The organism is Polaromonas jejuensis NBRC 106434, assembly GCF_001598235.1.
Lineage (GTDB): Bacteria > Pseudomonadota > Gammaproteobacteria > Burkholderiales > Burkholderiaceae_C > Polaromonas > Polaromonas jejuensis.
In genome coordinates this window covers 364,179-382,599 of the sequence record NZ_BCYO01000001.1, presented here as the reverse complement: position 1 = coordinate 382,599, position 18,421 = coordinate 364,179, and the positions used below count along the sequence as shown (strand labels likewise).

General features: G+C 63.3%; 15 protein-coding genes. 8 read left to right on the top strand and 7 right to left on the bottom strand.

From position 1 onward, the window contains the following. Positions 1–5 precede the first annotated feature (5 nt). The 4 genes from gspN (at position 6) to gspF (ending at position 5,767) form a co-directional block, all read left to right on the top strand. On the top strand, positions 6–809 hold the full coding sequence (gspN, locus tag PJE01S_RS01690; protein ID WP_068831391.1) for a type II secretion system protein N: 804 nt from the start codon (positions 6–8) through the stop codon (positions 807–809). A 6-nt stretch (positions 810–815) separates the two neighbouring features. Further along, on the top strand, positions 816–3,002 hold the full coding sequence (gene gspD, locus PJE01S_RS01685) for a type II secretion system secretin GspD (protein ID WP_068831390.1): 2,187 nt from the start codon (positions 816–818) through the stop codon (positions 3,000–3,002). A 2-nt stretch (positions 3,003–3,004) separates the two neighbouring features. Further along, positions 3,005–4,405 (top strand): GspE/PulE family protein, encoded by a 1,401-nt coding sequence (locus tag PJE01S_RS01680; RefSeq protein WP_068831389.1) that lies wholly within the window; start codon positions 3,005–3,007, stop codon positions 4,403–4,405. 123 nt (positions 4,406–4,528) lie between these two features. After that, complete coding sequence (gspF, locus tag PJE01S_RS01675) at positions 4,529–5,767, top strand: type II secretion system inner membrane protein GspF (protein ID WP_068831388.1); 1,239 nt, start codon at positions 4,529–4,531, stop codon at positions 5,765–5,767. A gap of 57 nt (positions 5,768–5,824) precedes the next feature. Here gspF and PJE01S_RS01670 read toward each other — a convergent pair whose 3' ends face one another. Then, complete coding sequence (locus PJE01S_RS01670) at positions 5,825–6,136, bottom strand: hypothetical protein (protein WP_068831387.1); 312 nt, start codon at positions 6,134–6,136, stop codon at positions 5,825–5,827. Positions 6,137–6,218: 82 nt separating this feature from the next. After that, positions 6,219–7,352 carry a 3-deoxy-7-phosphoheptulonate synthase gene (locus PJE01S_RS01665; protein WP_068831386.1) on the bottom strand — a complete coding sequence of 378 codons (1,134 nt, stop codon included), beginning with the start codon at positions 7,350–7,352 and terminating at the stop codon, positions 6,219–6,221. Between PJE01S_RS01665 and PJE01S_RS24950 the strand changes: the two genes are divergently transcribed. Further along, entirely contained in the window at positions 7,342–7,512 is a 171-nt protein-coding gene (locus PJE01S_RS24950; protein WP_157090191.1) for a hypothetical protein, read from the top strand. The two genes, PJE01S_RS01665 and PJE01S_RS24950, sit on opposite strands and share 11 nt — an antisense overlap. 98 nt (positions 7,513–7,610) lie before the next feature. Here the strand turns inward: PJE01S_RS24950 and tldD are convergent, their stop codons facing one another. The 5 genes from tldD to PJE01S_RS01645 form a co-directional block, all read right to left on the bottom strand. Next, positions 7,611–9,137, bottom strand: a complete 1,527-nt coding sequence (gene tldD / locus PJE01S_RS01660) for a metalloprotease TldD (protein ID WP_245660530.1) — start codon at positions 9,135–9,137, stop codon at positions 7,611–7,613. A gap of 101 nt (positions 9,138–9,238) precedes the next feature. Next, a complete protein-coding gene (locus tag PJE01S_RS25820; RefSeq protein WP_245660551.1) occupies positions 9,239–9,343 on the bottom strand; it encodes a YegP family protein in 105 nt (34 codons plus the stop codon). Positions 9,344–9,504: 161 nt separating this feature from the next. Continuing rightward, the gene (gene rodA / locus PJE01S_RS01655) at positions 9,505–10,659 is read right to left on the bottom strand and encodes a rod shape-determining protein RodA (RefSeq protein WP_068831385.1); all 1,155 of its coding nucleotides are present in this window, start codon (positions 10,657–10,659) and stop codon (positions 9,505–9,507) included. 37 nt (positions 10,660–10,696) lie between these two features. Next, positions 10,697–11,902 carry a sensor histidine kinase gene (locus tag PJE01S_RS01650; RefSeq protein WP_068831384.1) on the bottom strand — a complete coding sequence of 402 codons (1,206 nt, stop codon included), beginning with the start codon at positions 11,900–11,902 and terminating at the stop codon, positions 10,697–10,699. Positions 11,903–12,213: 311 nt separating this feature from the next. Continuing rightward, entirely contained in the window at positions 12,214–12,903 is a 690-nt protein-coding gene (locus tag PJE01S_RS01645; protein ID WP_245660528.1) for a LuxR C-terminal-related transcriptional regulator, read from the bottom strand. 224 nt (positions 12,904–13,127) lie between these two features. Here PJE01S_RS01645 and PJE01S_RS01640 point away from each other — a divergent pair, with 224 nt between their 5' ends. From PJE01S_RS01640 to PJE01S_RS01630, 3 genes are all read left to right on the top strand, one after another. Then, positions 13,128–15,551, top strand: coding sequence for a hypothetical protein (locus tag PJE01S_RS01640; protein ID WP_157090189.1), 2,424 nt, complete (start codon positions 13,128–13,130; stop codon positions 15,549–15,551). Positions 15,552–15,650: 99 nt separating this feature from the next. Beyond that, positions 15,651–16,247 carry a YqiA/YcfP family alpha/beta fold hydrolase gene (locus PJE01S_RS01635; RefSeq protein ID WP_068831381.1) on the top strand — a complete coding sequence of 199 codons (597 nt, stop codon included), beginning with the start codon at positions 15,651–15,653 and terminating at the stop codon, positions 16,245–16,247. 76 nt (positions 16,248–16,323) lie between these two features. After that, a complete protein-coding gene (locus PJE01S_RS01630; RefSeq protein ID WP_157090188.1) occupies positions 16,324–18,384 on the top strand; it encodes a ribonuclease catalytic domain-containing protein in 2,061 nt (686 codons plus the stop codon). Positions 18,385–18,421 lie beyond the last annotated feature (37 nt).

The window sequence follows — 18,421 nt, the reverse complement described above, 5'->3', positions numbered from 1 at the left end:
ACCCCATGCAAGCCACCCGTCACCGTCCCGTCCACACTTCGGCCATCCCCTGGGGTTCGGCCATGGCGGGGAGCATGGTCGGGCTGGTGCTGGCCGTGGTGGTGTTTGCCCCGGCGCGCTGGCTGGCCGCTGCGGTGCAACAGGTCACGGATGACAGGGTCCGCCTGCTGGCGCCCCGCGGCAGCGTCTGGCAAGGCTCGGCGCAACTGGTGCTGTCGGGCGGTGAGGGCAGCCACGACGCCATGACCCTGCCCAGCCAGCTGGCATGGCGCATTCACCCCACCTGGCGCGGCGTGACGGCAGAGGTCATGGCCGACTGCTGCACACCGAAAGCGCTGAACCTCCAGTTCATGCCGGCGGGCTGGGGTGGCCTGCGGCTGGCGCTGTCCAATGGCCAGTCCGAGTGGCCCGCGGACCTGCTCGCCGGCCTGGGCACGCCCTGGAACACTATCCAGCCCAAGGGGCAACTCGTCGCCTCGACTCAAGGTTTTCAAGCCGAATGGGTCCAGGGGCGGCTCAGCCTGTCAGGCCGGATGCAGCTCGATGCCACGCAGATGTCATCGCGGCTGTCGACGCTGCAGCCCTTGGGCAGTTACCGCTTCACCTTGCTGGGCGGAGCCACCTCGACCCTGAAGCTGGAGACGCTGGAAGGCCGCCTGCAACTCACAGGCCAGGGCCAATGGGTCGGCCAGCGGCTGCGCTTTGACGGCGCGGCCAGCGCCACGCCCGAAAGTATCGAAGCGCTCTCCAATCTCCTGAACATCATCGGACGGCGCAATGGCGCGCGCGCCATCATCAAAGTGGGTTAATTTCGCATGCAACTTCAGCTCTCCAAACCCAGGCAATCCACTATCACTTTAATAGCTGGATGCGCTTTAATGATGGGGGCAACAGGCCTTTTTCCCTTGAATCTGAAGGCCCAGACAACCGCTCACGCCCCCAAGCGGGGCGAAGCCATCACCCTGAATTTTGTCAACGCCGACATTGAGTCCGTGGCGCGCACCATGGCCACCCTCACCGGACGCAATGTGGTGGTCGATCCGCGCGTGAAAGGCACGATCACCCTGACCACGGAGCAAGCGGTGTCGCCGGCCACGGCCTACAAGCAGTTTCTGGCCGTCCTTCGCCTGCAGGGCTACACGGCCGTGAACGCAGCGGGCCTCGACAAGATCATTCCGGAGGCCGATGCCAAGCTGCAAGGCGGCGCCGTCACCGCGGGTGAGCCGGCCACCGGCGGGCAAATTGCCACCACCATCTTCAAGCTGAACTTCGAAAATGCCAACAATCTGCTGCCCATACTGCGGCCGCTGATCAGCCCCAACAACACCATCAACGTCAATCCCGGCAACAACTCGCTGGTGATCACCGACTACGCCGACAACCTGAATCGCCTGGGCCGCATCATTGCCGCCCTGGACGTGGCCAATGCCACCGATGTGGAAATCATCCCGGTGCGGCACGTCGCCGTCACCGACCTGGCGCCGCTGGTGATGCGACTGCTCGACAACAACGCAAGCGCCACCCCGGCGGCCGAAGCCAGCTACAAAACCACGGTCATCGCCGAGCCCCGCAGCAACGCGCTGATCGTGCGGGCCGGCAATCCGACGCGGCTGAACCAGGTGAAGACGCTGATCAACAACCTGGACCAACCCTCGCTCAACGGGCCCAACGGCGCCGCCGGCAACATCTATGTGGTCTACCTGAAAAACGCCGATGCCACCAAACTGGCCACCGTGCTGCGCGCCGCGCTGACCGGGACCTCCGCCGGCAGCCCGAGCGGCGCCGCCTTCAGTCCCGGCACGCCGCCATCCACTTCGGGTGGCATGGGCGGCACGCCCGCCAGCTATGCGGCGACCGCCCCCATCACGCCCAGCGCCGGGCCCTCTACGGGTGGGCAAATACAGGCGGACCCCGCCACCAACTCGCTCATCATCACCGCCTCCGAGCCGCAGTACCGGCAACTGCGCGCCGTCATTGAAAAACTTGATTCCCGACGTGCCCAGGTCTATGTGGAAAGCCTGATTGCCGAAGTCAACATGGACAAGGCAGCCGAGTTCGGTATCCAGTGGCAAGGCCCGATCGGCGGCAAGGGCGATGCCCTCATCGGCCTGCTGGGTACCAACTTTGGCAGCAACGGCAAAAACCTCCTGCAGTTGTCGACGCAGGCCGGTGGCAAGGTCCTGCCTGGCGCGGGTATCAACCTCGGCGTGGCCGCGCGCAGCAACGGCGTGTACTTCCTCGGCTTTCTGGCGAACTTCCTGCAAACCTCGGGCGCCGGCAACATCCTGTCCACCCCCAACCTGCTGACGCTGGACAACGAAGAGGCGAAAATCGTCATCGGCCAGAATGTGCCCTTCGTGACCGGACAGTTCACCAATACCGGCAGCGGCTCCAGCAGTGGCAGCGTGAATCCCTTCCAGACCATTGAGCGCAAGGACGTCGGCCTGACCTTGCGGGTCAAGCCACAGATCAGCGAAAACGGCACGGTCAAGATGGCCATCTTCCAGGAGGTCTCCAGCGTGGATCCGGCCTCCGTGAATTCGGCCAGCGGCCTGATCACCAACAAACGCTCCATCGAGTCCAACGTGCTGGTGGAGGACGGCTCTATCATTGTGCTGGGCGGTCTGCTGCGGGACGAGTACGCGGGCAATGAGGACAAGGTGCCGGGACTGGGCGATGTGCCGCTGTTTGGCAACCTCTTCAAGTCCGAGAGCCGCAGCCGAAAAAAATCCAATCTGATGGTGTTCCTGCGTCCGGTCGTGGTGCGGGATGCGGCCGCCACCAACGCCCTGTCTCTGGACCGTTATGAGTCCATGCGCACCCAGCAGCAGCAGGGGCAGCCACCGCCCAGCACCCTGGTGCCGGTCAATGGATCGCCGGTCATGCCGGCCGCGGGCAACACCATGAACCTGACGCCCCAGCCACCGGAGGCCGTCGTCAACCCCGTCCAGCCGGAACAACCCGTCAACCGCGCGACGAACGGATCCGACACCGGCCGATGAACATGCAACAGCCCGCACGCTACCCGCTGCCCTATGCGTTTGCGCGCAGCCAGCAGTTGCTGCTCGAAGAGCGCGGCGGCGAACTCACCTTGTGGCTCCATACCCTGGGCGGCAGTGGCGCCGTGAGCGAAGTGCTGCGCAAGTTCGAGGTCCATCAGGTCATGACCGAAGCGTCCGAGCTGCTGCAGCAGCGCATCAGCGCCGCCTATGCACAAAGCGAATCCAGCGCCGCCACGGTGATCAGCGAAGTCGAAAGCGATGTGGACCTGTCGCGCATGATGCAGGCGCTGCCGGCCATCGAGGACTTGCTCGAGACCTCGGATGATGCCCCCATCATCCGCATGCTCAACGCCCTGCTGACCCAGGCCGCGCGCGACGGCGCCAGCGACATCCACATCGAGCCCTACGAGCGCCACTCCAGCGTGCGTTTCCGGGTCGATGGCTCCCTGCGCAATGTGGTGCAGCCCAACCGCGCGCTGCACGCCGCGCTGATTTCGCGCCTGAAGATCATGGCCGAACTCGACATCGCCGAGAAGCGCCTGCCGCAGGACGGCCGCATTTCCCTGCGCATCGGCACCCGGGCGGTGGATGTGCGCGTCAGCACCCTGCCCAGCGCCCATGGCGAGCGCGCCGTGCTGCGCCTGCTCGACAAGAGCGGTGACCGCCTGAGCCTGGAGGCCGTCGGCATGCAGGGCGATGTGCTCGCCCGCTTCGAGCATCTGGTGGCGCAGCCCCACGGCATCATTCTGGTGACCGGCCCCACGGGCTCCGGCAAGACCACCACGCTGTATGCGGCGATGGAACGGCTGGACACCCGGCGCCAGAACATCATGACGGTGGAAGACCCGATCGAGTACGAACTGGCCGGCGTCGGCCAGACCCAGGTCAACGCCAAGATCGACCTGAACTTCGCCAAGGCCTTGCGCGCCATCCTGCGCCAGGACCCGGACGTGATCATGATCGGCGAAATCCGCGACTTCGAGACCGCACAGATCGCCATCCAGGCCTCGCTCACCGGCCACCTGGTGCTGGCCACGCTGCACACCAACGACGCGGCCAGCGCCGTGACACGCCTCACCGACATGGGCATTGAGCCGTTTTTGCTCAGCTCATCGCTGCTGGGCGTGCTGGCGCAGCGCCTGGTGCGCAAGCTGTGTGTGCATTGCGCCGGCGCCGGTTGCGCCACCTGCGGGCAAACCGGCTACCAGGGCCGCACCGGCGTGTTTGAACTGCTGGCCACCAACGACACCATCCGGGCGCAAATTCACCACCAGGCGCCCGAAGCCGAGCTGCGCGCCGCGGCCCTGCAAAACGGCATGACGCTGATGCGGGACGACGGCGAACGGCTGGTGCGAAGCGGCATCACTTCGCGCGAAGAACTGGTGCGGGTGACGCGCGACTAGACATGACCCCCACGCTTGTCACTTCGTGTACTGCGCTGCCCCCCGAGGGGGCTGGCCTTGCTTGGGGCGGCCCGGCGCTGCGGCCGATGGCCGTCGGAAAACAGGCCGCATAACGAGACAACCATGCCCGCCTATTCATTTGAAGCACTGACCGCCGAAGGCGCCACCCGCAGGGGCATCGTCGAGGCCGACACCGCGCGAACCGCGCGCAGCATGTTGCGGGCGCAGGCCCTGGTGCCGCTGACGGTGGAAGCCGTGGGCGCGGGCAACGCTGGCGCCTCATCCATCCCAGCCATCGGCTGGCACACCAATGTGTGGAGCCAGCGCGTGTTCAGCGCCACCGCACTGGCCATCTGGACGCGCCAGATCGCCGGGCTGGTGTCCTCCGGCCTGCCCCTGGAACGCGCACTCACCGCCCTGGCCGACGAGGCCGACAACGAACCCCTGCGCAACCTGGTAGCCGCCCTGCGCGCCGAAGTCAATGGCGGCACGGCCTTTGCCACGGCGCTGGCCCAGCATCCACGCGAGTTCTCAAGCACCTACTGCGCCGTCGTGGGCGCGGGCGAGCACAGCGGCAACCTGGGACTGGTGCTGGAGCGCCTGGCCGACGATCTGGAGCAGAGCCAGGCCCTCAAGGCCCAGCTAGTGGGTGCCGCGCTCTATCCCGCCATCGTCACGCTGGTGGCTATTGTCATCGTGATGTTTCTGCTCGGTTATGTGGTGCCCCAGGTAGCCGAGGTGTTTGCCGGCAGCAAGCGGGCCTTGCCCCTGCTCACGGTCATCATGCTGGGACTGGCCAGCTTTGTCCGCAACCAGGGCTGGCTGATTCTTTTAACTATTATTTTGATAGCTGGTGGTGCACGTCTGGCTTGGGCTAGCGCCACATTTCGTGAAAAATTTGATGCCACATGGCTAACCCTGCCGGTGCTGGGCAAGCTCGCACGCGGCTACAACGCGGCCCGCTTTGCCGGCACCCTGGCCATGCTGGCCGCGGCCGGCGTGCCGATTCTCAAGGCCTTGCAGGCCGCCGCCGACACTCTGTCCAACCGTGCCATGCGCACCGATGCGCTGGATGCCCTGGTACTGGTGCGCGAAGGTGCGCCCCTGGCCACGGCACTGGCACAAAAGAAACGCTTTCCCGGATTGCTCAGCATGTTTGCCCGTCTGGGCGAACAAACCGGCCAGTTGCCGGTGATGCTGGACCGTGCGGCACGCCAGCTCGGCATGGAAGTCCAGCGCCGCGCCATGCAACTGGCCACCCTGCTGGAGCCGCTGCTCATCGTGGCGATGGGTCTGATCGTGATGCTGATCGTGCTGGCCGTGCTGCTGCCCATCATCCAGCTCAACCAGCTCGCCCGATAACTTGCCGGCCACGCTCCCCACCCGGCGTTGAGGCCGCCATCCTGGCGCGCTGATGGATCAGTAGCTGATGCTCAGCGTCGCCACATCGATATGCACCAGCGGCTTGGCCAGCGCGGCGCTGGCGGCCCGGGCAAACTCCTGGGCCCAGCGGGCATCGGCAAACCTGGCGGGTCCGGCGGCCTGGGCCACCACCAGCACCTTGTCGGCTATCAGCAGCTTGCCCGTCGGCCTCAGCGGCTCGCAACCCATACGGGTGAACTCCTCATCGAGCCAGCCCCTTGCCACGTCGTGCGGCATGGGCTGCACTTCATTGAGATCCAGCCGCACGGGCGGATGGTCCTTGAATGTCACGCTGACTTCGCTGCGCATGATCTGCTCCTGGTGAGAAGCCCATGGTCGGCGACCGGCAGGCCTGGCGGCAATTCGCACAAACCCGCAAGCACCGCGCGCTTTATTTTTTAGCCCGGCGCGCCAGCACCGCGGCCGACAGCGACTCCAGCACCGCCAGCGAATCACCCCAGCCCAGACAGGCATCGGTGATGCTCTTGCCGTATTCCAGCGCCTTGGCATCATCCTTGCCCGGCGTGAATTTTTGCGCACCCGCATGCAAATGGCTTTCCACCATCAGGCCGAACACATGGCGCGAGCCGCCGGCAATCTGGCCGGCAATGTCGCGCGCCACGTCGACCTGCTTTTCATGCTGCTTGGAGCTGTTGGCGTGGCTGCAGTCAACCATCAGGGTCGCCGGCAGCTTGGACGCTTCGAGCTCCTTGCAGGCCGCGGTGACGCTGGCGGCATCGTAATTGGGGGTTTTGCCGCCGCGCAGAATCACGTGGCAGTCCTTGTTGCCGTTGGTCTGCACAATCGCGACCTGGCCGTTTTTATGCACCGACAGGAAGTGGTGGCCGCGCGCCGCCGCCTGGATCGCATCGGTGGCAATGCGGATGTTGCCATCGGTGCCGTTCTTGAAGCCGATGGGGGCCGAGAGGCCGGAAGCCAGCTCGCGGTGCACCTGGCTTTCCGTGGTCCTGGCGCCAATCGCGCCCCAGGCGATCAGGTCGCCGATGTACTGCGGCGAAATCACATCCAGGAACTCGCTGCCGGCCGGCAGGCCCAGGCGGTTGATGTCGATCAGCAACTGGCGCGCGATGCGCAGGCCTTCATCGATGCGAAAGGTTTCATCGAGGTAAGGGTCGTTGATCAGCCCTTTCCAGCCGACGGTGGTGCGCGGCTTTTCAAAGTAGACGCGCATCACGATTTCCAGCGTGCCGGCGTACTTCTTGCGTTGCTCGACCAGCCGGCGTGCGTACTCCAGCGCGGCGGCGGGGTCGTGAATGGAACAGGGGCCTATCACCACCAGCAGGCGGTCATCCTTGCCAGCCATGATGTTGTGAATGCCCTTGCGGGTGTGGGTAATCAGCGACTCGACGGCGGTGCCGCGAATCGGGAAGAAACGGATGAGATGCTCGGGTGGGGGTAACACGGTGATGTCCTTGATGCGTTCGTCGTCGGTCTGGCTGGTCTTTTCAACGTTCGCATACCAGCTGTCGCTGGAAGGGCTGGAGGAGGTCACTTTGGCATTCATCGCAGGTTTCCTTTTTAAATTTCAGATTTCAGGGAATCAATACAGGCTCAAACAGGATTCAAAGAGGCAAAAAAAAACCGCCGGGTCGCCGGCGGTTTTTGGAGATTTGTTGCGTTTCTTCAGGTTACGCGAGTATCTCTCTACCGCCGGTGGCGCTTGAGAACCAAAAGTAACCGAAATAAAATTTCGCTGAAGTCATACGTTGCAATGTAGCACAGGTCCAAAAAGAGGCCTTAACACCCCGCTTTCAACACCGGTTTACGCGGTGCCGCCCACGGTGAGGCCGTCGATGCGCAAGGTCGGCTGGCCGACGCCTACGGGCACGCTCTGGCCTTCCTTGCCGCAGGTGCCGACACCGCTGTCCAGCTGCATGTCATTGCCCATCATGGTGATGCGGGTCAGCACATCCGGGCCATTGCCGACAATCGTGGCGCCCTTCACGGGGTACTGGATCTTGCCGTTTTCGACCCAGAAAGCTTCGCTGGCCGAGAACACAAACTTGCCCGAGGTGATATCCACCTGCCCGCCACCAAAGTTGGTGGCATACAGGCCTTTTTTCATGCTGGCCACGATTTCCTCGGGCGCCTTGTCGCCACCCAGCATATAGGTGTTGGTCATGCGCGGCATGGGCACATGGGCATAGCTCTCGCGCCGGCCGTTGCCGGTGGGTTTGACCTTCATCAGGCGCGCATTGAGCGAATCCTGGATGTAGCCCTTCAGGATGCCGTCCTCAATCAGCACATTGCGCTGGCTGGCGTTGCCCTCGTCGTCCACATTGAGCGAGCCGCGGCGGTCGGCAATCGTGCCGTCGTCCAGCACCGTCACGCCCTTGGCGGCCACGCGCTGGCCGATGCGGCCGGAAAACGCGCTGGAGCCCTTGCGGTTGAAATCGCCTTCCAGCCCGTGACCGATGGCCTCGTGCAGCAGGATGCCGGGCCAGCCGGGGCCGAGCACCACGGTCATTTCGCCGGCCGGTGCCGGGCGGGCATCCAGATTGGTCAGCGCCGCGTTCACCGCGTCGTCCACATACTGCGAGATCTGGGCTTCGTCGAAATACGCCAGGCCCAAACGGCCGCCGCCACCGCCGGAGCCGACTTCGCGCCGGCCGTTCTGCTCGGCAATCACGGTCACGCTCAGGCGCACCAGCGGACGCACATCGGCGGCCAGCGTGCCGTCGGCGCGCGCCACCATCACCACGTCGTACTCGCTGGCGAGACCTGCCATCACCTGCACGATGCGCGGGTCCCTGGCCTTGGCGAGTTTTTCCACTTTTTCAAGCAGCTTGACCTTGGCCGTGCTGCCCAGGGTGGCAATCGGGTCCAGCTCCTGGTAGAGCGAGCGGCTGCTGGCAATTTTGCGGCCCGGCGTTTTCACCCGGCCGGCCTTGCCAGCCCCCGAGATGCTGCGCACGGTGCGTGCGGCATCGAGCAGCGAGGCTTCGGAAATATCGTCGGAATAGGCGAATGCGGTTTTTTCGCCGCTGACGGCGCGCACGCCCACCCCCTGGTCGATGCTGAAGGAGCCGGTCTTGACGATGCCCTCTTCCAGGCTCCAGCCTTCGCTGCGGGTGTACTGGAAATACAGATCGGCGTCATCCACGCCGTAGGAGGTGATTTCGCCCAGGGCGCGGCTCAGGGCGGCATCATTGAGGCCAAACGGTTCCAGCAGGAGTTTTTGCGCGATGACCAGACGCTGCGAGGTGGACTCATGGGTGGGGCGTGCCAGCGGCTTCGCTCCCACGGTGGTTTGACGAGCGGACGCGACAGCGGATTTGAGTGAGGTCATCCGCCGATTGTAGGCAGTCTGACTTGGGCTTGCGGCGGCAAGGCCACCCGACCCATCCAGGCAGGGCCGCGATGCGAAAGGATTTTTCGCTGAAAAGCCGCTCAGCTCGTCAAATCAACGACGGCAGCCCCCGGCCCATTGGTTTTGCACGACTCGATGCCGCCGTCGCGCGCCGTTTCGCTGGAGTACATCCGGCTTTGGCCTATCGCCTGCCCGTTGCCCGCCAGCAGGCTGAAGTAATACTTGTCGTTCCTGGATTTCTTGAGCTCAAATTTACCAGCTATGAAGATGCTCCTTGAAGGCAGGACTCAGCGTTGAACAAGTGACCAGACCGCTTTTACCCCGTGGCTTGCCGCACGGCAAGGCCTCAGGTCTGCACCAGGCGCCTGGCCTTGGCAATCGACATCAGCATGCCGATGGCCAGCCCCAGCGTCACCATGGCCGTTCCGCCGTAGCTGATGAAGGGCAGCGGAACACCGACCACCGGCAGGATGCCGCTGACCATGCCCATGTTGACGAAGGCGTAGGTGAAAAAAATCAACGTCAGCGCACCGGCCAGCAGCCGTGAAAACAGCGTCGCCGCCTCCAGCGCAATGGCCAGCCCGCGCAGGATGAGGAAGATGAAACCGACAATCAGCAGCAGGTTGCCGATCAGGCCAAACTCCTCGGAGAAGGCCGCAAAAATAAAGTCGGTCGTGCGCTCGGGAATGAACTCCAGATGCGTTTGCGTGCCGGCCATGAATCCCTTGCCGAAGACACCGCCCGAGCCGATCGCAATCATGCCCTGAATGATGTGAAAGCCCTTGCCCAGCGGGTCGCGTGACGGATCCAGCAAGGTACAGATGCGCTGCTGCTGGTAGTCGTGCAGGATGGGCCAGCGCATGCCGTCGGCACACAGCTGCGGCTCAAACCACACTACCAGAAAAACGCCCACCAGGCCCAGCAGCACGGGCGGCACAATCAGCCGCCAGCTCAGGCCGGCAAAGAAAATGACCGCCAGGCCCGCCGCCAGCACCAGCAAGGAGGTGCCCAGATCGGGTTGCTTCATGATCAGCCCGACAGGCACCACCAGCAACATCAGCGCGGCCAGAAAATCCAGCGGCCGCAACTGGCCTTCGCGCCTCTGGAACCACCAGGCCAGCATCAGCGGCATCGCGATTTTGAGGATTTCACTGGGCTGGATCACCACCCCGACGTTGAGCCAGCGCTTGGCCCCCTTCTTGGTGATGCCAAAAACGGCCACCGCCACCAGCAGGGTCACCCCCACCACGTACAAGGGCACGGCAAGGGTCATCAGGCGCTGCGGCGGGATCTGCGCCACCACAAACATGATGGCCCCCGCGATCAGCATGTTGCGGCCATGGTCGTAAAACCGGGTGCCATGGTCGTAGCCCGACGAATACATGATCAACAGGCCGGCGCAGGCCAGCAGAAACACCGCAAAAGCCAGCAGGCCATCAAAGCCTTGCAGCAGGGGAAGGGTTCGCCGATACAGCGAAGGTTTGTCGAAAACGGCGGTCATGCGCTATTATCCCGCGCGCTGCGCCGGGGCCGGAGCCTCAGGGAATCAGGATTTCGACCACCGTGCGCCCCGGCGCGCTGTGCAGCGACAGCGTGGCGCCAATCGCCTGGGCCCGCTCGCGCATTGACTGCAGGCCCTTGCGCAGCGGGACCATCACATCAAAGCCATGGCCATTGTCCACCAGGCGCAGCCGGATGCCCCGGGGTGTCATCGCCGCCTCGATGCGCAGCACGCTGGCCTGGGCATGCTGCAATACATTGGACAGCGCCTCCAACACCATGAATTGCAGCTGCCTCATGGCCTGTGCATCCAGGCGCTCTATCGGCTCCAGCAGGTCCACGCCCCACTGCAGCTCGATGTCGGATGCAGCCAGGCGCGGCTCCAGCCGATAGCGAAGATTGGCCAGCAGGGCCGTGATGTCGCCCTGCGGCAGATTCATGGCATCGATCGACAGCTTGAGCTGGTCCAGCGAATCGCGCAGGGTGTGCAGTACGTCGTCCTGGGTCGCCCGTCCGGATTCCAGCTGCCGGATAGCCGTGCTGATGTGCGAACCCACGCCGTCGTGCATGTCACGCAAGATGCGGGCGCGGGCCTGCGCCGCCTCGCTTTCGCGCATGCGGGCCTGCGTGCGCGCGAGCTCTTGCGTCTGCAAAAAAAGCCGCCGCCGTTGGCGCTCCGCCAGATAGCCTGCCGTGCCACCGATCAGATTGGCTGAGAAGAGAAAGAAATCGTGCCCCAGGAGTTCCCGCGCCGGGTAGGGAAACAGGAAGCCGAAAACCACGTTGTACACCGCCAGAAGCGTCAGGTCGACACCGAGTGCGTAGATGAAGCGAGCCCCGACAAAGTTGTAGGTGTAAAACGCCACTTCCACCATCAGCGGGTAAAACGCCACTGCATGCTGCTCCGTCACCTGGGTTTGCATGGCAGTGAGGCCCCAGCCGGCCGCAAACCCGACCGACGACAGCCACAGGTGGCAGTGCGGGGCGAACCACCGCGTGCGACACACCACCAACACCAGCACGGGAACCAGCATGGCAGTCCATCGCATGCCCCACAAACCACCGAGCGGCTGTGCGGACGCCAGCGCGGGCGATTGCCAGTCCAACAAGAGGCCATGCGTCACATAGACCAACATGCCCATCCACACCGCGATCTGGCCCTGACGCAGTACCCGTGGCAAGAACGACTCTGCGAACGCGCGTTCCAGGCCGGGATCCAAAAATCGCAGGGTCAGCCAATGCATGGGGCGAGGATACCTGCTTATACCTACTTAAGGGCGCCGTCGGCGCCTCTGCCAGCTCGAACGGCTGCTCAAAAGTCGCCTCACCAGCCAGGCCCGCGCAATGGCGTTCTCAATGGTAGGGCAGGCTGACCGTCTCGCGCGTGGTCTGGCCCTGAACCGTCACCCACGCTTGCGCCGACACGGCCAGACCGGCAAACATCAGCGCGCAACAGCAAAGAAACAGACATTTTAAAAGACAGCAATGCTTCAGGGAGAAGCGCATCTTAGCGAAGCCCTACGCCGTGCATCGAACGCCCGGTCGAATGCCTTTATCAGTCATGTCGGGACAGAAAACCCATGCGCGTGGCTTCAAACACCGCCTCGCTCTTGGAATGCACGGACAGTTTCCCATAGAGGTTTTTGATATGCGTCTGCACGGTGTGCACGCTCAGCCCCTGCAAGCGCGCGATTTCCGCGTAGGAAAAGCCGCGGGCGATCAAGGCCAGAACTTCCTGCTCGCGTGGCGATAACAAGCCGCGCCGCGTCACGATGTCAATATTTTCGACCGCTTCGCTCTTGATGGCTATCGGTGCTTGTTCCATGGCTGTACGATCCCTGCCTTGCTGTCGGCGATCAGAACGGTACTTGGACAAAACCCGCCGCGCGATCATGGGGGAAATCGGCGAGGCGCCGCCCTTCATCTCCAGAATGGTGAGGGCAATATCGTCGGGTGTTGAATCCTTGTGGATGTAGCCCAGCGCACCGGCTTCAATGCTGGCCAGCACGTTATCTTCGTCGCCAAACATCGAGATCACCAGCGGCTCGCAAGCCGGATGCAGACCGGTGGCGTGGCGGATCACGTCCAGCCCGCTGCCATCGGGCAAACCCAGATCGGTCAGCAGCACATCGACGGCGTTGGCCGGGTCGTCCAGCCAGGCCCGCGCCTCGGCCAGCGTGCCCACGCTGGCCGCCAGCTCCAGCCGATCGCAGCGCGACACGCTCGCCGCAAAAAACTCACGCATCTGCGCATCGTCTTCAACAATCAATACACGCCACACAGCCCCCCCTGTTCTTGCGTCAGTCAAAAGGCCTTAACTGGCGTGAGGCAAGCATATCGGCAGTTGGCGCCAAAAAGCAGCCGCCCTGATCCCATGAACATGGGAGTTTCAAAAAATGGGCTCTCCGGGATTTCGTGTGATTTTTACCACAACAGGCTCCGGCATCCTTTACCTCCCCTATTTATGGGATGCAATTTGTCACATGTGTCACTATTGTTGTTACAGGAAAACCAGATCGATTTCCGGGCCGTTTCACTTCATCTCTTTGGGAGCTTCACATGCGTATGACTTTGCAACCTCGAAAGCTGGCACTTGCCTTGGCAAGTGCCGCCATGCTGGCATTGGCCGGGTGTGGCGGTGGTGGTTCTGGTGGCGGCACACCAACGGCGGGTACTACCGGCGTGCCCGTTACCGTAGTCGACGACGCGATCGGAAACGCAACAGTCTGCCTAGACAAAAACCTCAATGGTATTTGCGATGCCGGCGAACCCTCCGGCAAGACAGACGCCGCGGGCAATGTCACCCTCCAGGTGCCCACGGAAGATGTGGGTAAATACCCCATTCTCGCGGTGGTTGGTACAGACGCGGTCGATGCCAAATACGGCCCCGTCACGACCCGCTTCACCATGCAGGCCCCGGCCGACAAACCCGCCGTGGTCAGTCCGCTCACCACCCTGGTTCAAAGCCAGATCGCCAGCACCGGGGCCACCAGTGCCCAAGCTGAAGCGTCTGTCAAAGCGCAAACCGGCATCAACGTTTCGCTGTTTGAAGACTACAGCAAGGGCACCACCGCCGACAGCCAGGCCGCCGGCACGGTGGCGCGCATGGTGGTCGTAACCACCCAGCAACAAGCCAGCACGCTGAGCAGTACCGTTGGCACCACCGCCATTGATGGCGCGGTGATCAAGCAGGCCGATCTGGACAAGATCATCCAGAACAAGCTTCTTGAAATTCTGCCGGCGCTGCTGACCGCCCTGGCCGACCCCAGCGTTCAGGCCGCCACCACGCCGGCAGCCAAGGAAGCTGCCTTATTGGCCCAGGCAAATGCGCTGGTGGCCAGCCCAAGCACGGGTCTGACGACTGCATCGGTCGCCACGCTGGTCGCGATCAATAACCAGACCGCCCCGACGGCCACCGTTGTAGCCGATGTTCCAACGGCCGGGGCCAATCTGAGATTGCTTAACTTTACTGATGTCAATAACTGGGTTAGCCGCGTCTTCGTATCGACCTTGGCCCAGGCTACGCCAGATGCATCCGGCTTCCAGCGGTCAGTACAACGCCGCTACAGTACCCAAAACGGTCAAACAGCCGCCTGGACGAACATTGGCGGCAACCCCGCCCGCCAGTCCGATCTGCACTTCAATGGTTCGGCCTGGGTTGGCTGCGCCTTGAACTTCGAAAACTTAAACACTGTGCGCAATGCCCAGGGCAACTCCACGTACAACGATTGCGACAACAATGAAACGGGCACATCAAACCGCGCCTCGTTCGACATTGCTGGCCGTACCATGCTGGAAGTCTATAACCAAGTCAATGCGGCCGGTTACCAAAATCTTACTATCAGCAACCCTAGCACTGCACTGGGTACAGCCACGTTCCCGACCGGCTCCAAACTGTTCTACCAATCAAGCACAAGCCAGAGCACGGCGCTCGCCTACTACCCCGGAAGCGGTAACCTGCTAAACCAGTACAGCGCCGCAGTCTCTGCCGGTGGTGTTGCCAGCTCGCAGCCAGCTGGCGTGGGTTGTAACTCCACCGAATTCAACAACACCAACGGCACTGCCAGCGTCACGCTGGAGAGCATGATCGCGGCCATGACGGGTACGCCCTGCATTTTTCCCCAAGGCAGTTTCACGTACAACACCCAGCTGTACACCAGCCCCGACCCGGTCGACGAGGCATGGAGCAACAGCACCGTGGGCATCGGCACGCTTGGAACGGCTCCAGTCGGCACAGGCGCGACGGCTCCGGGCTACTACAGCGGCAACACCAGACTTCGCGTGGCCTTCAAGGGCACCGGCACCAACCCGGTCACTTACTACTCGTGCAAGGAGCGCTTTATTAACAGCGGCTCGCCGCGCAACTGCACCGCGATCGGCACGGGTTCGTACACCATCACCACCCAGGGCGACGCACGCGTCATGACGCTGAGCAATCCGCCGCTGATCGCAACTGGGCTGGGTTACCAGCGCGTGTTCGTGGAACGTGGCGGCAAGATTCACCTTGGATATAAAAACAACCTTGGCACCACCAACTCTGCAAGGCTTAATCTGCCGGCAACCAATGCGCTGTTAACTCAACTGGGGCTGCCCACCGTTGATGTGAATGTGCCATTGACGCTCACTGCAGCTTCGTATCAAAGTACATGGGACTTGACAAGCTCTGTGTTGTCCCAATCGGCTACGCTGAACGTTGGCGCCAACGGCCTCGGCACTTGTACCCAAGGTGGTGCGGCGACAGCTTGCACTTTGAGCTTTACCAACCTGGCAACCGGTGCCTTCACTTTAGCAGGCATAAATGGCAGCACCACCGGAACGTTAGACTTCCTGACCAGTCAAGTGGCGGCTACTTACACAACCCCCGCCGGGACCTTCACAGGCTTAAGGCGATAAGGCTTGTCCAGACGATAGAACACTGCCGAACTCTCAAAGCCCCGCAGGCCTTCCGGCCTGCGGGGCTTTTTTACGTCCTCCCGTTCGTATGATGGCGGCATGCGCACCACTCACCTGCTCTACCTGCACGGATTTCGTTCCTCGCCGCTGTCCGCCAAGGCGCAAAAAATGGCCGCCCTCGTGCAGCAGCGCCACCCCGCGGTGCGCTGGTGGTGCCCGCCACTGCCGCCCTCGCCGCGCCTTGCTATGCGGCAGATCATGGACGGCGTCGCCCATTGGCCGCGGGAAGCCGGCTTTGAAAGCCTGGCCGTGATGGGCTCCTCGCTGGGCGGCTTTTACGCCACCGCCGTGGCCGAGCGCCTGGGCTGCAAGGCCGTATTGCTCAACCCGGCCGTCGACCCGGCGCGCGACCTGAGCCGCCACATCGGCGAACAGACCGCCTGGCACAATCCTGACGAGCACTTTTTCTTTGAACCTCGCTTTGTCGACGAGCTGCGCGCCCTGCAGGCCGGGCCGCTCAAGGCCCCGCACAACTACCTGGCCGTCATTGCCAAGGGCGATGAAGTGCTGGACTGGCGCGAAATGACGGCCCGCTATGCCGGCGCGCAGCTGCGCCTGCTCGAAGGCGGCGACCACGCCCTGAGCGATTTCGAACTGCATGTGCCGGCGATCCTGGACTTTCTGGCGCTGGCCTGACGACTGAAGAAGCCTGCAGGAAGGCTGCCTGATTACACTAGCCGCAAGTCATCAAAGACGTTAGAGGGATTCCGTTTTGTTTGTATTGTTTGAAGACGCTGGCAAATTTCTGGCCGGCCGGATCATGTCGGAGAGCGACGCCTCGCTGCAGGTCGAGCTCGACTCGGGCAAGCGCGTCAAGGTCAAGGGCGCCAACGCCCTGCTCAAGTTTGAAAAACCCGCGCCCGCCGAACTGGTGGCCGCCGGGCAAAAAGTGAGCGAAGAAATCGAGCTGGATCTGGCCTGGGAGTTCGCCAGCGAAGAAGAGTTCGGCTTTGCCGACCTGGCCCGCGACTACTTTTCCGACAACGCCACGCTGACGCAGCAGGCGGCAGCCCTGTTCCGCCTCTATGAGGCGCCCCACTATTTCCGGCGCGCCGGCAAGGGCCGCTTCAAAAAGGCACCGGCGGAGATCCTGCAGCAGGCCCTGGCCGCCATCGAAAAAAAGAAGCAGCTCGTCGCGCAGATCAGCGCCTGGGCCGAAGAACTGGCGCAGGGCCAATGCCCGGCACCGGTGCGCGAGCAGCTCTACAAAATCCTGTTCAAGCCCGACAAAAACAGCCCCGAATACAAGGCCGTGGTCGAGGCCTCGCGCGCCACCCACAGTGCGCCGCTGGAGCTGCTGCAAAAAGCCGGCGCCATCGCCTCGCCCTACCAGTTCCACTGGAAGCGCTTCCTGTTTGAAAACTTCCCCAAGGGCACGGGCTTTCCGGCGCTGCAGGCGCCCGAAATCAAGGACGACCTGCCGCTGGCCGACGTGAAGGCGTTTTCCATCGACGACTCCAGCACCACGGAAATCGATGATGCCCTGTCGCTACAAGGCCTGGGCAGCGGCACCGTCACCCTGGGCATCCACATTGCGGCGCCGGGCCTGGTCGTGCTGCCGGGCAGCGCCATCGATGCGGTCGGCCGCGCGCGCCTGTCCACGGTGTACATGCCGGGCTACAAGGTGACCATGCTGCCCGATGACATCGTGCAGACCTACACCTTGCTGGAAGGCCGCAATTGCCCGGCCCTCTCCCTGTACCTGACGCTGGACGAAGCCAGCTTCGAGATCAAGCAGCGTGTCACCCGGCTGGAGCAGGTGCCCATCGTCAGCAATCTGCGCCACGACAAGCTGGACAGCCTCTTCACCGAGGCCTTTTTTGAGGCCGCCCAGGCCACGCCGCCCACCGAAGTCCAGTGGAGCGTGGAGCTGTCCTATTTGCACCGCCTGGCCAGGCACCTCAAGGCCCAGCGCGAAGTCGTGCGCGGCAAGCCCGAGACCTTCCACCGGCCCGACTACAACTTCAAGCTGGACAACCCCTCCGGCCAGGAGCCCCAGGGCGAAGAAACGGTCAGCATCAGCGTGCGCCAGCGTGGCGCGCCGCTGGACCTGATCGTGGCCGAGGCCATGATCCTGGCCAACAGCACCTGGGGCCAATGGCTGGCCGAGCATGGCGTGCCCGGCATCTACCGCAGCCAGGCCAGCCTGGCGCCGGGCGTGAAGGTGCGCATGGGCACCAAGGCCTTGCCGCATGCGGGCATTGGCGTGCCCAGCTATGCCTGGAGCACCTCGCCGCTGCGCCGCTACACCGACCTGGTCAACCAGTGGCAAATCATTGCCTGCGCGCGCCATGGCCGCACCGCCGCGCTGGCCGCGCCTTTCAAGCCCAAGGACGCGGAACTCTTTTCCATCATCTCGGGTTTTGACGCCGCCCATAGCGCCTACCACGGTTTTCAGGCCGGCATGGAGCGCTACTGGACGCTCAAATACCTGCAGCAAAACGGCATCACCGAGCTGACGGCCACGGCCTTCAAGGACAACCTGGTGCGCGCCGACGAGCTGCCGCTGGTGCTGCCGGCACTGGGCGCGCAAGGACTGCCGCGCGGCGCCAAGGTGCGCATCCGGCTGGGGGCGATTGACGAGATCACGCTGGACATTTCGTCCACGGTGATCGAGCGTCTGGATGTGGCCCCGGATGGGGAAGCCGCCATGGAGAATGAAGAGGAAGACGACGACGGCGAGTCCGACATGGCGGCCGGCCCGATCTCGATTGCGGTGGATGTCAACGAGCCGGCGGCGGACGCCGCCAACGCCAGCAAGAGCGCCGACTAACACCCGATCAACGCTCAAAGAGCGGCCGATAAACACC